This is a genomic window from Sphingobium aquiterrae (assembly GCF_037154135.1).
GTDB classification, from domain to species: Bacteria; Pseudomonadota; Alphaproteobacteria; order Sphingomonadales; family Sphingomonadaceae; genus Sphingobium; species Sphingobium aquiterrae.
Genome location: NZ_JBANFL010000025.1, coordinates 1 through 13,578, shown reverse-complemented (window position 1 = coordinate 13,578; position 13,578 = coordinate 1). Strand labels below are relative to the sequence as shown.

Sequence of the window (13,578 nt, the reverse complement as noted above, 5' to 3'; positions counted from 1 at the left end):
ATTCTGTCAATGCTCTCCGCGACTGCGTCCGCTTTTGCTTACCGATGGCAGGAAAGGGAAGGGGGAAAGGGATGGTGCTGGGCAGTGTGAATGCGCGCTGCACCCGGCTTCCATCCAAATATCTCCTGGAGAAACTTCCATGGCAACGCTTGTTCCCAGTCCCACGCGCGCTGTTTCAGGTGCCTATGGCGTCGATATCTCGCGCGGCACATCCAACACGCGCGTTTCCTCCGAATGGTTTGCGCGCCCCGACGACGAACGTTTCCTGTCGCTCGGTGACCTCTACGAAAGCGTTCATGCTCGAGCTGAGCGTGCCCACACCCGAATTATCGAGAGCCGTGCGATCAAGGTCGAGGCTCGTCGCGATGCACCCGAACGCCTGGCTCTGGTCTTGCCCGACAACGATATGCCGGTCGCGCCGACCAATTGGTCTTTCGGGCAAATGTGCAGCCTTGTCGGCGCTCCGGCGTCCTACCTGCGTGATCTGCCCGGAGCGCTCGCCGCCATCAACCTCCAATTTGGCCTACAGAATCATCGTGGCGAACAGGTCAAACTTCTCCAGACCGACAACGGTCGCCCGGAACTCCGCGCCGTAACTGGCCCTGAGTACGGTAGGATCTGGGACCATGAGTTAGTATCCGCCGTCATGCGCTTCGCCGGCAATGGGACGGGTGACACGCGTTGGAAGGTGCCGGGCCTGCTCGACTGGCGCACAATGCACTACAATCCTTTTGTCGACGTCTCAAAAGACACGACGACACTCTTTGCGTCCGACCGTGACGTATTCCTCTTTTTGGTCGACGACACTCACCCGATCGAGGCTGGCAAACTGCCCAATGGCGAACCGGATTTGTTCTTTCGCGGTTTTTACGCCTGGAATTCCGAAGTTGGTGCAAAAACTCTTGGAATTGCGACATTTTACCTGCGGGCGGTGTGTGCAAATCGGATTTTGTGGGGCGTCGAAAACTTCCAGGAGATCAAGATCCGGCACAGCAAGTTCGCCGCCGGGCGCTTTGCCCAACAGGCTGAACCTGCGCTTGAGCACTTCGCCAACGCCTCGCCGCGCTGCTTCGTGGACGGCATCCAGACGGCGCGAACGCGGATCGTGGCCCGCAAGGATGAAGACCGGGAGGAATTTCTGCGCAAGCGGGGATTCTCCAAATCGGAAACCACGAAGGTAATCGAGATGGTTCTCGCAGAAGAAGGCCATCCGCCGGAGAGCGTGTTCGATTTCGTGAACGGCATCACGGCCCTTGCGCGCACCAAAACACATCAAGATGCGCGTCTCGATCTTGAAGGCAAGGCACGCGGGCTTCTCGTACGAGTCAACTGAGGCTGAGTCGCCGGGGTCTTACTGGCCCCGGCGATCAACCACGCCGCCTATCACGCTCATTCTCGTGTGCGTTTGTGCGGGCCCAATTCCCTTGATCAGAAGGAGCACTGTCTCATGAGCACTGACGTTTACATTCCGCTTCGCACTTTCGTCGTGACCGTCGAATTCTTCAGTGGCGGAGACCGTTATGCCAGCGAAATCTATAGGATCAATGCCTTGAATTGGCACCGTGCTGAGCAAGCGGCGATCGCCCTGTCCGACGACAGCACTTATTATCGTCCTGAGATTCCGGCTCTCAGCCGCGCCGCCGTTGCCCGGGCGGTGCCGGTGTAAACCGACGCCAACGACATACGCGACTGATAAGATCCCACTGGAAGCAAGCCCAGAGCAAGGCACGGCTTCCCTCAGCGTACACCTTATCCGCCTCTGACCCGGTCGCAACACGAGCAGACGCCGTCATCGTGGCGCTGCCGACGCATTCCCATGAACTCAACCACAAGGAATGAGACTATGCACGCTTCTCCAGCCAGCCGAGACGCGCTCATCGAGCACGGCTTTCAAATCCTCACGCGTCTCCCGGACACCGTCATATCCCTCACCGAGGAGGAGTATGATGCTTCGGCTATCCTGGCATTCGATCCCGAGGCTGCGCTACCCACCGCGATGTTCGCACATCCTATCGAACCGCATGACCTCACTCTTCGGGTAGCTGGAAGCCAGTTCGACGTAGGAACACGGGAACGTCTTGCACAAGCATCGGCATTGGAAGCCGATACGCTGGACCGCTCGACATGTCTGGCCCTCTTTCTCGCTCAACGCGCTAATAAAGGATGGGATATTGACCCTCGCTGACTGCTGGCGCTGGCTTTACACGCGGAGAACCGTAGTAGCTGAACATATGCCTATCGAACCCGTAGGCCCAGCGCGCCGTGAAGCGCTGATGGCATCGGAGGGATGCATAATTCTAGGACGCAAGACGGGTAGCAACTCCCATCAAGGCTTTGCCGAGAACAACTTCTCGGTGGGCGACATGGAATGGCATGCCGAGTACGCAAACTTCTTTCTATCTCGGGATAGCTGGTCGTCCTCCGGCAAGAAGCAAATGATCAGGGGCGAGGTGGAGGCTGAGGTCTGCGTCGAGAGTGAACGCCGCCGCCTGCCTGATTGGGAGATAGAAATCTGGGATGTTTGAACCGCCCCGGGATTGCCGGAGGCCTATTGGATTAAATTATGCAGCCATGGGGGTGTCGTCCAGCATGGCGTAGTAGCGCTCCTCGGCTTCGGCGGGTGGGATATTGCCGATGGGCGCGAGGAGCCGGCGATTGTTGAACCAGTCCACCCATTCGAGCGTGGCGTATTCAACGGTTTCAAAGGATCGCCACGGTCCGCGCCGGTGGATCACCTCGGCCTTGTAAAGGCCGTTGATAGTTTCGGCCAACGCATTGTCGTAGCTGTCGCCAACACTGCCCACCGATGGCTCGATCCCGGCCTCGGCCAGGCGCTCGGTATACTTGATCGAGACATACTGGCTGCCGCGGTCGCTATGATGGATCAGGCCACCGCGATGGACTGGGCGTCGATCATGGATCGCCTGTTCCAGGGCATCCAGCACGAAGCTGGCATGCGCCGTCCTGCTCACCCGCCAGCCCACGATATAGCGGGCGTAAACGTCGATCACGAAGGCCACGTAGACGAACCCTGACCAAGTCGCGACATAGGTGAAGTCTGACACCCACAGCATGTTCGGCGCCGGCGCATGGAACTGCCGGTTTACCTGGTCGAGCGGACACGGCGCAGCCTTGTCGCTCATCGTCGTCTTCACCGGCTTGCCGCGGACCACGCCCTGCAGGCCAAGATCACGCATCAGCCGTTCCACTGTGCATCGTGCGATGTCGAAGCCTTCGCGCCGCATCTGCCGCCACACTTTGCGTACGCCGTAGACTCTGAAGTTGGCGTCGAACACGCGCCGAACCTCGGGCTTCAAGGCCTCATCCCGCTGGGCACGCGGTGACAGGCGCGAGGGATCACGACGCTGCGCCACGCGCTCATGGTAGGTGGATGGGGCGATCGGCAGGACACGGCAGATCGGCTCGACCCCATAATCATCCCGATGCTCATCAATGAAGTTGATCATCGCTTGAACGGGCGGTCGAGCTCCGCCTGGGCAAAATATGCAGAAGCCTTGCGCAGGATCTCGTTGGCCTGGCGCAGCTCGCGGTTCTCGCGCTCCAGCGCCTTGAGGCGCTCCGCCAGCTCGCTAGGAACGCCGGCGCGCTTGCCGCTGTTCACCTCGGCCTTCTTTACCCACTCCAGCAGCGTGTGCCCCGAACAGCCGATCTTCTCGGCAATCGATGTGATCGCCGCCCAGCGCGACGGATGGTCACCTTCGTGGTCCAACACCATGCGGACTGCCCGCTCACGAACCTCCGGTGCAAACTTGTTCGTCGTCTTGCTCATCGTAGACCCTTCCTCTCAGGAGTTAGGGCCTCCGGCAATCCCGGGGCGGTTCAGTTCACGATGAGCACCTGCCGGTCGTGATTGATTGGGAAGGCTGGATCGACGCATGGGCCTACGACCCGAACAACAAAATGTCTGGCGTCACGAGCATGTTTAAGGCGTGCAACCTCCGCTTCACCATGCGGAGAGGCCGATGAGCTTTGAGCCGACTTTCTCCTCCGCGCCCGATCGACGATCAACCAGATTGGTCGACGCCGAAAGCTCGATTGAGGACATAGGGTTGCGCGTTATCAGGCCCGGACGATCCGAATTCGGCCCAACGAGAGGAGGAGAGAAGGGACGGGGGAGAGTGCTGCCATTTTGGAGCAGTCAGGAGTTCTCCCATGAAAATCGAACTACGCAGGATCAGCTATAACGCCGCTTTGTCACAGGAAACTGCGGCCTATACCGCCGAAATCTGGATTGATGGCAAATTGGCCTTTCACGCCCGCAACCAGGGGACGGGTGGGGCTGATTTCTATCACCGTGTTGGACGGTGGACAGAAGCTGAGGTCGATGGCTGGCTCAAGGCGAACCGCCCGCTGCGCTCCCTGGGAGATATAGCCTGCGATCACGATCTCGAGATTGAGGTGAGTGACCTGCTTGCGCGAGAACTCGAGCGACGGCGGCTCGTGCGCTTGCTCCGCACAAACCTGATCACGATTGAGCAAAACAGCATCCTCAAATATCCGCTACGCAAGCGCCCCCTCGAGACCATCGCCCGTGCGGTGCGCGCTACCAATCCCGACGCAGTTATAGTCAACGGCGCGAGCGACGAGGTGTTTGCAAGGGCGCTCGACATGCTGCTTGCCGCACCTTGACGGCCCTTCAGCTTAACGCCGCCGTATAATTCCGGTTACGGGAGTATTTTGACTATTCCGGCGATGAGCGAAGCAGATCCTCAAGCGGCCGCGAGAGCCTTCATTCAACCAGAAAACGAGGGCGCGCCGCGGTCGGGGACGGGCGACCGAGCGCCCCATGGCTGCTGTCATTGGTTTCCGTTGCGCGTGGTCGGGCGCATCGGAGCGCTGGCCGATATTGCCGGCCGATTACCGACCTCTTTCTAATCTGGAGTAAATTGTATGATGATTCCTGACCTCAGCACCGCCGAACCGAAGGAACTCGCACCAGTCCTGCTTGCCGCCATCCAACGTCTTGGTCAGCTTGGCCGCACGGCCGCGGTCGAGGTCGCTGCACTCGTCGATGATCAGGATGCGGACTTCGAGGAAGCTGCCTCCTGGATTGCCGATATAGCGGCAGGAGAACTGCGCGACTGATCTGCTTCCCATCCTATCGATCATCCGCACGGAGCCCGGCCATCGCGCCGGGTTTCGTGCTTTTGAAAAGATCATCCATGCACTCCGCACTCCAAGTCCACCCCGAACCCGCGTCGCTCCCGCAGGGCAGCGGAAAGGACGAAGCATGACCAAAACCGATAGACAGAAAGTCAACGAAACGCCTGGCGCCGCCGATCAACGCCACTTCGTTCACGTCTACGCCGTGATCCGCATCAAAGTGGAAGTCGATGCTGACGACCATCGATCGGCGATGGAGGCGGCCGACAAACTGCTGTTCACACATGGCCTTCCCCTTCGGCTGACAGCGACATCGCCGACCATATTGGACGCCGACTATGCCGACGAGATCACAGGCTATCTGGTCGATGAAGCTGGAGACACCGATTTCGTCCGCTCCCGTAGCTACGGGCCCGACCACGAACCTGAAGGCGCCAGGTCATGAAGCCGCACCGCATTTCCGTCTACGGGTCGCTCCTCAGTTCAACCTTGCTGTGCTGACCAGTGAGTGCCGTCCTACCGAAATCCTCATGCCGCCTTTGCCACTTTCCCCCTTCCAAAGTGTCTACCTAACGAGGGTGGGGCTAGCAGCAGGAGGCTAACTCGCCAAATGGGGCATGGCCCAGTCAGGGGAATGGATGATCGCCAGACGAAATGTCCGGAGTGGAGCGCAACTGACCGTTTTACTCGTTCTCATGGTGTTATTGCTGCCGTTTGGCACATCTCTGGCGTATGCGCAGCAAGGCGCTGTCGGGGCGGATGACTCCCCACCGAAATATCAGATACTTACGAATGGTAGTGTCGATCCGAAGACCGGAGAATTCGTCCTCGATACGGTCGACCTTTCGGTTGGCAGCGGATCCTTCCCATCCCGCATCGATCTCGTGCGCCGAACTTCGACCTTCCGTGGGGAGGCGTATCTCATCGAAGGTCGAGTGATTTGCACTACCTGCTCGCCCTATAACAACACGAAGCTAGCTGATAATTTTCACCCAAGTTGGTGGGCGGGTGTCGACGTCGTTTTATTCGGACAGACCCACAGCTTCGTTCAGAACGCCGGCGGAAGTTACGACAATCTCAAAAGAGATGGAGCGGTTCTTACGCGCAACACCGCAGACAACCGACTACAGCTCGTAACTAGCGGAGGTGTGCGAGCGACCTTTGATTTTGCTCTAACCCATGCATGCGGCTATATTTATGGCAGCACACCCAGCCTCATCTGGGCCCAAGGTACATGCGTCCGGCTCCGCGTTGTTGAATTTCCTAACGGTGAGAGTCTTTCATATGAATATGTAACGCGATCCACCGGAAGCAACGTTATTTGGCCTCTCGCCTACATCTCCAAAGTGGTGAATAACCGAGGCTATGGCGTCGAGTTCGAATATGGCAACACGGACGCTACGAGACGCTCAGTTGTCCGAGCTACTGCAATCCGGACGAGTTGCGTAAACTCAGCTGCAGTCAATTGCTCAACGGGAAATCTTGCCAGCGTCACCTACGGCCTTCGATGCACGCTCCCGACGCTTTTTCGCTATGCATGCGTTGTGAATCGGCTCACCGACGCCGAGGGAAACGCGACTGAGTATATCCACTCGCAAACCCTGCTCCTCGAAAGAGTCCGATATCCCGCGAACCCCGGTGTGGATGCGTTTCGGAACAGTTATGATTCCACCGGTCGTGTAGTCGCGCAAATTGACGCTGCAGCGCAACAAACGACATACGCCTATGCGCCAACGTTAACGACGATCACCGACCCGTTGTCTAACGTTGCCCGTTACGGATTTAGTGAAGGAAAACCACTACCGGACTTTATAGAGAAAGTCGGTGACAGTGGCTCCACCACCCGTACCTCTTTCACATACGATAGCTACTATCGCACCGTCGATATCAAGTTGCCGACAGGCTCGAGCATTGCGATCGAATTAGACGACCGCAACAACTCAACCACGGTGCGTCGCAAAGCAGCGCCCGGTTCAGGACTGGCGGATCTGGTTTCAACCGCGAGCTTTCCACCATGCGACGCGTCAAACTACCGGATATGCAACCAGCCAACGCACACAGTTGACCCACGAGGTCAACGAACGGACTATGCCTATGACGTCACCCATGGCGGCGTGACCGCTATCGTTGTACCTCCGGATCAGGAGGGCCTCCGCGCAGTCACCCGCATTAGCTATGGAAGCTTCGCACCTGCGGCCGGAACCGTGCCGACCCCCATACCTGGCAGCGATCCCCTCGCTCAGGTTCCGGTGGCGCTTGCCCTCACCGTCGATCAGTGTCTCTCCTCGCAGCCAAACGCGACCACCAGCTTCGTGTGCCCTGCAGCGAACACCGTGAGGACGGCGCTCTCCTACACACCTTCAACTTCGACCTCGCCGTCGAGCTTTGAACTCGAGAGCGTTTCGCTCGACTCTCTCGGTACGAATGCCACCACACGACTTTTCTACGATAAGATCGGTAATCTGATAGGCGAAGATGGACCACGGCAAGACAATGACCTCACATCCTACAGCTACGATCGCAAGCGGCAGACGACCGAGATCACTGCGCCGACGGTCGCAGGCGGTAGCCCTGTCATTCGCCACAAGTATGACGCCGATGGTCGACCTTATCAGACACAACAGAAGCTAGGAGCGGGTTGGGTTACCAGCTCTGTAAGTTACGATGCACGCGGATTTCCCACCGCGGCCGTTGCATCCGATGGGTCTGCAATCTCGTTCGTATATGACGCACTAGGCCGGCCATCCCAAACTACCGAGGTGGTTGGTGGTGCCGAACGTCGATCGCGCAACATCTACGATGCATTCAGCAATTTGACAGCGGTCCGCGAAGGTGTCGGAAGTCCGCTTGAGCAGGCGACAGTCACCTACACCTATTCGCCAGCCGGGCTCATGCTCACACAAGCCGACGCATCCGGCCACCTGACAACCTTCTGCTATGATGGCTTCAGTCGACTCATTGAGCGACGTTATCCAAGTCCCTCTACTGGTCAGGCCCCGGATTGCACGTCGATTGGCGTCGGCGGAACATTGCCAGCAGGCGTTACGCGCGAGCGCTATGTCTACGCGGCCAATGGTGACCTGGCTTCCGTCGTTATGCGTGACGGCCAGTCCATCGCTTACCGCTATGACGGACTTGGTCGGATCATCAGCAAAGACGTCCCTGACGCAAATCGCGACTTGACCTATCACTATGATTTGCTTGGACGCCGCACCGCTTCCAGCTTGCCGGGGCCAAACGCCGCTTTGTCCGTCTCGTGGACCTACGACAGGATGAATCGTGTGGTGACGGCTAACGGCCCCTTCAACCGCGAAGTTCGATACACTTATGACCCCAGCCTCGCGAATATGACGATGCGATGGCCAGACGCATATTCCACCAGCTATGCTTCCGATGTGCTCGGCCGAACAACCGGAATCTCTGCCGGGCCAGCCGTCGCCTCGTTCAGCTATGACGAATTGTCCCGTCGCACTGCAACCACCCTCGGAAACGGGACGCAGACCCGTTACGGCTATAATGCGCAAACCCGCCTATCGAGCCTCACCCATGACCTCGCGGGGACCGCTCGCGACGTTACTCTTTCATTTGGCTATAATGAAGCAGGTGAGATCGTCTCGCGGCGGCGTGATAATGACGCCTATGCTTATCGCGATGCGATGAACGTTTCACGGGAGTACCGCGCAGCGTCGGGCGGGCCGCTCGGCGGCAACGGGCTCAACCAATATGGCCAGATCACGCAGCCTCAACCTGCGTCGAATGCCCTCTCCTATGATGCGGCAGGCAATTTGACAGCCAACACGTCCTCAATCGGCGCCGAAACCTTCCACTACGATAGCGAGGGGCGCCTGACTTACGCGAACGGCACTAGTCTTGCGTATGACGCCATAGGACGCCTTGCGACGATCGGACGTGGATCGACCGTGTCCCAGCTTCTCTACGACGGCCAGGATCTGATTGGTGAGTATGATGCGGGAACGGGGGAACTCCTTCGCCGGATCGTCACTGGCCCGGGCATCGACGAACCGGTCATGGTCTATGATCGTGGACGCCAGCACTGGCTTTACGGTGACGAACGCGGTTCCATCATCGCCGAGGCGGGGGACAATGGCGTCGTCAGCCGGATTAATTCCTACGATAGTTGGGGGGTGCCGGCATTGACGAACGGTGGGCGCTTTGGCTTCGCGGGCATGATGTGGATGCCTGAGGCTGAACTCTATCATGTTCGAGCCCGCAGCTACTCGCCGGAGCTAGGTCGCTTCCTTCAGCCCGACCCGATCGGGGAAGAGGGCGGCATGAACCTCTATGCCTATGGCCTCAATGATCCGGTCAACATGGTCGATCCTTTAGGCCTTTGGGGCGGATGGGACGATCTGGCATTCATAGGTGGTGGGGCACTTTTGAATGTTGGCCTCACGGTCACCACCGACCTGATAGTCAAGGGTGAAACATCGTGGAGTCGGGTTGCTGGGGCTGCGGTGACAGGTGGGCTGGCAGGCGCTGCGATCTTGTACCTACCGGCTACTGGCACTGCACTTTTGGCAGGTGGCGTTGCCACAGGGTTCGGGAGCGCGGTCGAACAAACAATTGATACCGGCAGAGTTGATCCTAGTAAGCTAGCATTGGATGCGACAATAGGAGGCCTCACCGCACGGTTTATCCCTCCCGGAGTTGTGTCCAGTCAAGGACTTCGGGTGTCGTACCTTTCGATCTCCGCCGGTCGTAATAGCTGGCTGGCGATCGGGAGGAGTTTCATCACCAAATTCCACAATGGCTCGATATCGCGTGTCAGTGCAAAGACGGCATTCAAGGGGGCTGTCGGCCGCTATGTGCATGATCTGCCGGGGAGCGCTGCAGGCACCGCGGTCAGCGCCATACCAGACATTGCCAACCAGATCGCACCGAGCCTGCCCAATCCGATTGCGGTCGCCCGCGCCATCGGTGCAGCGGCGCTGCGGGCCCAAATTCAGGCGGCGCAACAGCATATAAATCAGTTTCTCCGGCCGCGTGTTAACATCGAAGTCTATATATGGGGGCCCGTCACTCCATGAATGACCACCATCGCCCGGAAGCTGAACTGCGCGTCACGTTCCAGCCTTATGTCGCCTTTTCCATTATGGCTGGCGGCATAACCTTTGTGGGGTTGGCAACGATGCCCCCGATACAATTGATAGGAATAGATGGTGATCCAAGTTGGTCGTACTACATATTTGGATTTGGGCTGTTTAGCTGGGTATATTTGATGTTTTCAATATATTGGCATCAGCATATAATTGACGGTGCTAATCTGATCTTCAAACGCGGAATGAAATATGGCTTTATTCCGATCAAAAAGATCATCCCTATATTCAGTATAACCAGGCTCAAGCAAGAGCGCGACTTCTACGGCCGAGAATTTGAGGGTCTTTCCATCTACTATCGGATCAGAGAAACGGAGGAGAAGATTTCTATCGTTCTCGAAGCGCACCGCCCAGCCGACCTGAGACATTTCCTGACTGTGCTTCAGCGGAAGCGCCCGGACCTCGACATCCCCTTGTTGGATGGAAGCCGCACTCGGGGAAAAACCGTGAGGCATAAAATGAAAAAAGATAGTGATGCGGGAAATCGGCGCGATGTTCGATCAACGGCATTAATATCACTTCCACATTTGAGGAGTGTATCGGGATGAGAAAATTTTCTCTCTTAGTATTTTTGTCGCTTCTTCTGACATCATCCAATGCCTTTGCCGCAATATTTTCTTGCACCGCGAGCGTTTCCAGCCTCTCGATTACGACTGATGGGCTTGTCCAGGTAATATTTCGGCCTAGTGGTCAAGCGGGCGCGGTAAGCTATAATTATTGTTATATAAACGGGGACATGCCCATTGCTGGTTCAGGAGGTAATCCGATAAGGCCAGAGACATGTAAGTCATATTATGGGCTATTCTTGACAGCTTTCAGTACGGGAGCAAGCGTCAGGCTGTTCTTCAATCAATATGGCACGACCACCGATTGCTCTACGCTTCCGCCTGGCTCCAGCACACCTGTCCCTTTCCCATACGCCGCCTTCATCGAATGAGAGACGTTAAATGCATGGGAGAAATAAGGTGATACCGATTCAGATATATCGCTTTTTGGGCCGAGGCAAAATTGTCGCTAAAATCTTGGCACTATGCCTCCTTGCTCTGCCAAAGATCGCCGAGGCCAGCGAAGCCCAGTTGGGTTATGTGAGAGTAATTTCAGCTGGACCAAACGGGATCGTATTTTTCACCACCGATGGGCCGAGAACGGCTCGGCCGACATGCGCGACTCTTCAGAGATGGGTCATCGACGTTTCGTCACCGGGTGGACAGGCGCTGATGTCCCAGCTCCTGACCGCTTACACCTCACAGATCAAAATCAGGATTGATGGCAAGGGGGTCTGTGACGTCTGGGCCGATACCGAAAGCATCAAGTGGCTAACAATGGAACAATGAGCATGATCAAGAGAGCAGCTAAACACCGGGTTCTCAGCTACCTCCTCTTCGCAGCAGCGGGAATGGTATTAATCAGCTCTTCTCCGCCCGCTCTTGCCCAGGAGGATACAACATTTCAGTACGACCAGTTAGGTAGACTAATTGAGGTCAAGGTAACTGGTGGGCCAGCAAATGGAAATCAGACCAAGCTCGCCTACGATTCAACGGGAAACCGGCAGCGCTATTCGGTCACAGGCGGGAGAAATCGCCCACCGATCAAACCCGTTCTCGTTTTGCCCTTGAACGGCTACACGGTTATTCCGGTGACACCGCGATGAGACATCCTGGTGCTCGAGCGCGACTGGCGAGCGGGGAGCGTGCGCAATTTTCTCGACCCTTCAAGGCCGAACTGTCAGGACGGATAACCCTCATCCTTGCGTCGCTTGTGCTTGGTTCGAACTTCGTGCCGAAGCAGGCCCACGCTCAGGGAATACAAACAATTGAAGAGGTCCCGGTGAACTGGCGTATGCAAATCTATGCCGGTATTGGATTTGTATTCTGGAATACGCCAGCCAGTTGCAATGGCCGCTTGGAGGCCACGCATCTGAGCCAACCGGAGCAGGATAAGCTATGGTCGCTGGTACTGACCGGGAAGCTCTCAAATCATCGGGTCGGTATCGAATATGAAGTGCAAGGGGCGAACTGCCTAGTCAAGAGCTTCTATATGCAGCAGCCGTAACGGGCGCTCTCGACGAGCGTCATTCGGGACTTGGGTGAAAATGCCTTTTTGGAAAGGGAAGAGGGAGCGGGGAAGCGCTTCATTTGGTGGAGCGGTCAGGAGCTTCCCATGTCCCTTCCAAATTCCGCTTCACAACTCATCACCAGGCAGGATCTTCCCGTTGCTTTCGACGCCGTCATCCTCTCCGCGGTAGAACAAAAGGCTTGGTTTGCCTTCAGCCTGTCAGGTGGGAAGGACTCGACACTCTCCGCATGGGCCGCGATGTCCTTGCTCGACCGGCTCGGTCACCCCCGCGATCGTCGTATTGCCATCCACGCCGACCTCGGTCGCGCTGAGTGGCGTTCAACCCCGGCTATGGTCGAAGAGATCGCAGCCCGGCTAGACGTGCCCCTCGCGGTCGTTCGCCGACCAGCCGGCGATATGGTGGCGCGCTGGGAGCAGCGCTTCGAAAGCGGCAAAGCACGCTACGAAGCGCTCGAAACCTATAATCTCATCGGTCCCTGGTCGAGCGCAAGTCTCCGTTTTTGCCAGAGTGAAATGAAGGCAACCCAGATCGGCCCGGAACTCGTCAGACGGTTTAGAGGCGAGACCATCGTTTCCGTCATCGGACTACGCCGCGAAGAAAGTGTCACGCGGCGATTTACGCCGGTCTCGCGAGAGGATCACCGCTTTGCCAAGCCCGGTAACCGGGCCGGCACGCACATGATCAGTTGGCATCCACTGGTCCACTGGACTGCCGCCCAGGTTTTTGCAGCCCATGTTGCGCACAATCTTCCGCTCCATGAAGCCTATGCCCACTATGGTGCTGGCCGACTGTCCTGTGCCTTCTGCGTTCTGGCGTCGCTCTCCGACATAGCCGCGTCAACCTGCGCACCCGGCAATCTGGACCTTTATCGTCATCTTGTCGCGATTGAGGCGGATTCTACATTTTCTTTCCAGCCGGGGCGCTGGCTCGCCGATGTGGCACCGCAGCTCCTGCAACCGTCACTGCTACGCTCGATCCACCAATCCAAAGTCGATGCCGGTGAGCGCCGACGCCTTGAGAGTAGCATGCCGCCTCACCTGCGGTTCGTAAAAGGATGGCCGCCGTGTGTTCCCACATCTGACGAAGCCGCACAGATCGCAACGGTAAGGTCGACGATCCTGCGCCGGCATGGCTTGCAAAACCTCTATCCGACCGGGGCGGACGTGCGCGCCCGCTTCGGAACTATAGCGCGACGATCTGGGTGAGAGGTCAGCGACTATCAGGATGAGAACAGATTGTCGCGGCGGGTTCATGGTGCCG

General features: G+C 57.5%; 14 protein-coding genes and 1 other annotated feature. Of the genes, 13 read left to right on the top strand and 1 reads right to left on the bottom strand.

Translation table 11 applies throughout. The annotated features are described in order from the left end of the window. The first annotated feature begins 139 nt into the window (after positions 1–139). The 4 genes from WFP78_RS20435 (at position 140) to WFP78_RS20420 (ending at position 2,525) form a co-directional block, all read left to right on the top strand. Positions 140–1,333 carry a DUF932 domain-containing protein gene (locus tag WFP78_RS20435; RefSeq protein ID WP_336966257.1) on the top strand — a complete coding sequence of 398 codons (1,194 nt, stop codon included), beginning with the start codon at positions 140–142 and terminating at the stop codon, positions 1,331–1,333. Between the two features lie 114 nt (positions 1,334–1,447). Next, complete coding sequence (locus WFP78_RS20430; protein WP_336966256.1) at positions 1,448–1,666, top strand: hypothetical protein; 219 nt, start codon at positions 1,448–1,450, stop codon at positions 1,664–1,666. 177 nt (positions 1,667–1,843) lie between these two features. Further along, positions 1,844–2,185 (top strand): hypothetical protein, encoded by a 342-nt coding sequence (locus WFP78_RS20425; RefSeq protein WP_336966255.1) that lies wholly within the window; start codon positions 1,844–1,846, stop codon positions 2,183–2,185. Beyond that, positions 2,172–2,525 carry a hypothetical protein gene (locus WFP78_RS20420; RefSeq protein WP_336966253.1) on the top strand — a complete coding sequence of 118 codons (354 nt, stop codon included), beginning with the start codon at positions 2,172–2,174 and terminating at the stop codon, positions 2,523–2,525. Before WFP78_RS20425 ends, WFP78_RS20420 begins: the two co-directional genes overlap by 14 nt. A 36-nt stretch (positions 2,526–2,561) precedes the next feature. Here WFP78_RS20420 and WFP78_RS20415 read toward each other — a convergent pair. Then, a protein-coding gene (locus tag WFP78_RS20415; RefSeq protein ID WP_336966251.1) for an IS3 family transposase occupies positions 2,562–3,790 on the bottom strand; the annotation gives its coding sequence in 2 pieces (ribosomal slippage) (positions 2,562–3,502 and positions 3,502–3,790; 1,230 coding nt in all). Continuing rightward, positions 3,393–3,509 (bottom strand) — a sequence feature (AL1L pseudoknot). (Overlaps the previous gene by 117 nt.) 383 nt (positions 3,791–4,173) lie before the next feature. Here WFP78_RS20415 and WFP78_RS20410 point away from each other — a divergent pair. The 9 genes from WFP78_RS20410 (at position 4,174) to WFP78_RS20370 (ending at position 13,523) form a co-directional block, all read left to right on the top strand. Further along, positions 4,174–4,650 (top strand): hypothetical protein, encoded by a 477-nt coding sequence (locus WFP78_RS20410; RefSeq protein ID WP_004211483.1) that lies wholly within the window; start codon positions 4,174–4,176, stop codon positions 4,648–4,650. A 261-nt stretch (positions 4,651–4,911) separates the two neighbouring features. Continuing rightward, on the top strand, positions 4,912–5,106 hold the full coding sequence (locus WFP78_RS20405; protein WP_037491199.1) for a hypothetical protein: 195 nt from the start codon (positions 4,912–4,914) through the stop codon (positions 5,104–5,106). Positions 5,107–5,251: 145 nt separating this feature from the next. Then, entirely contained in the window at positions 5,252–5,569 is a 318-nt protein-coding gene (locus tag WFP78_RS20400) for a hypothetical protein (protein ID WP_336966249.1), read from the top strand. Between the two features lie 193 nt (positions 5,570–5,762). Beyond that, on the top strand, positions 5,763–10,172 hold the full coding sequence (locus WFP78_RS20395) for an RHS repeat domain-containing protein (protein ID WP_336966248.1): 4,410 nt from the start codon (positions 5,763–5,765) through the stop codon (positions 10,170–10,172). Continuing rightward, the gene (locus tag WFP78_RS20390) at positions 10,169–10,789 is read left to right on the top strand and encodes a hypothetical protein (RefSeq protein WP_336966246.1); all 621 of its coding nucleotides are present in this window, start codon (positions 10,169–10,171) and stop codon (positions 10,787–10,789) included. The genes WFP78_RS20395 and WFP78_RS20390 overlap by 4 nt, the downstream gene beginning before the upstream one ends. A gap of 417 nt (positions 10,790–11,206) precedes the next feature. Beyond that, positions 11,207–11,575, top strand: coding sequence for a hypothetical protein (locus WFP78_RS20385; protein WP_336966244.1), 369 nt, complete (start codon positions 11,207–11,209; stop codon positions 11,573–11,575). A 2-nt stretch (positions 11,576–11,577) separates the two neighbouring features. Then, positions 11,578–11,892 carry an RHS repeat domain-containing protein gene (locus WFP78_RS20380; RefSeq protein ID WP_336966242.1) on the top strand — a complete coding sequence of 105 codons (315 nt, stop codon included), beginning with the start codon at positions 11,578–11,580 and terminating at the stop codon, positions 11,890–11,892. A gap of 176 nt (positions 11,893–12,068) precedes the next feature. Continuing rightward, on the top strand, positions 12,069–12,293 hold the full coding sequence (locus WFP78_RS20375) for a hypothetical protein (protein WP_336966240.1): 225 nt from the start codon (positions 12,069–12,071) through the stop codon (positions 12,291–12,293). Positions 12,294–12,401: 108 nt separating this feature from the next. Then, positions 12,402–13,523: a phosphoadenosine phosphosulfate reductase family protein gene (locus WFP78_RS20370; protein ID WP_336966239.1), complete on the top strand. Its 1,122-nt coding sequence runs from the start codon at positions 12,402–12,404 to the stop codon at positions 13,521–13,523. Positions 13,524–13,578 lie beyond the last annotated feature (55 nt).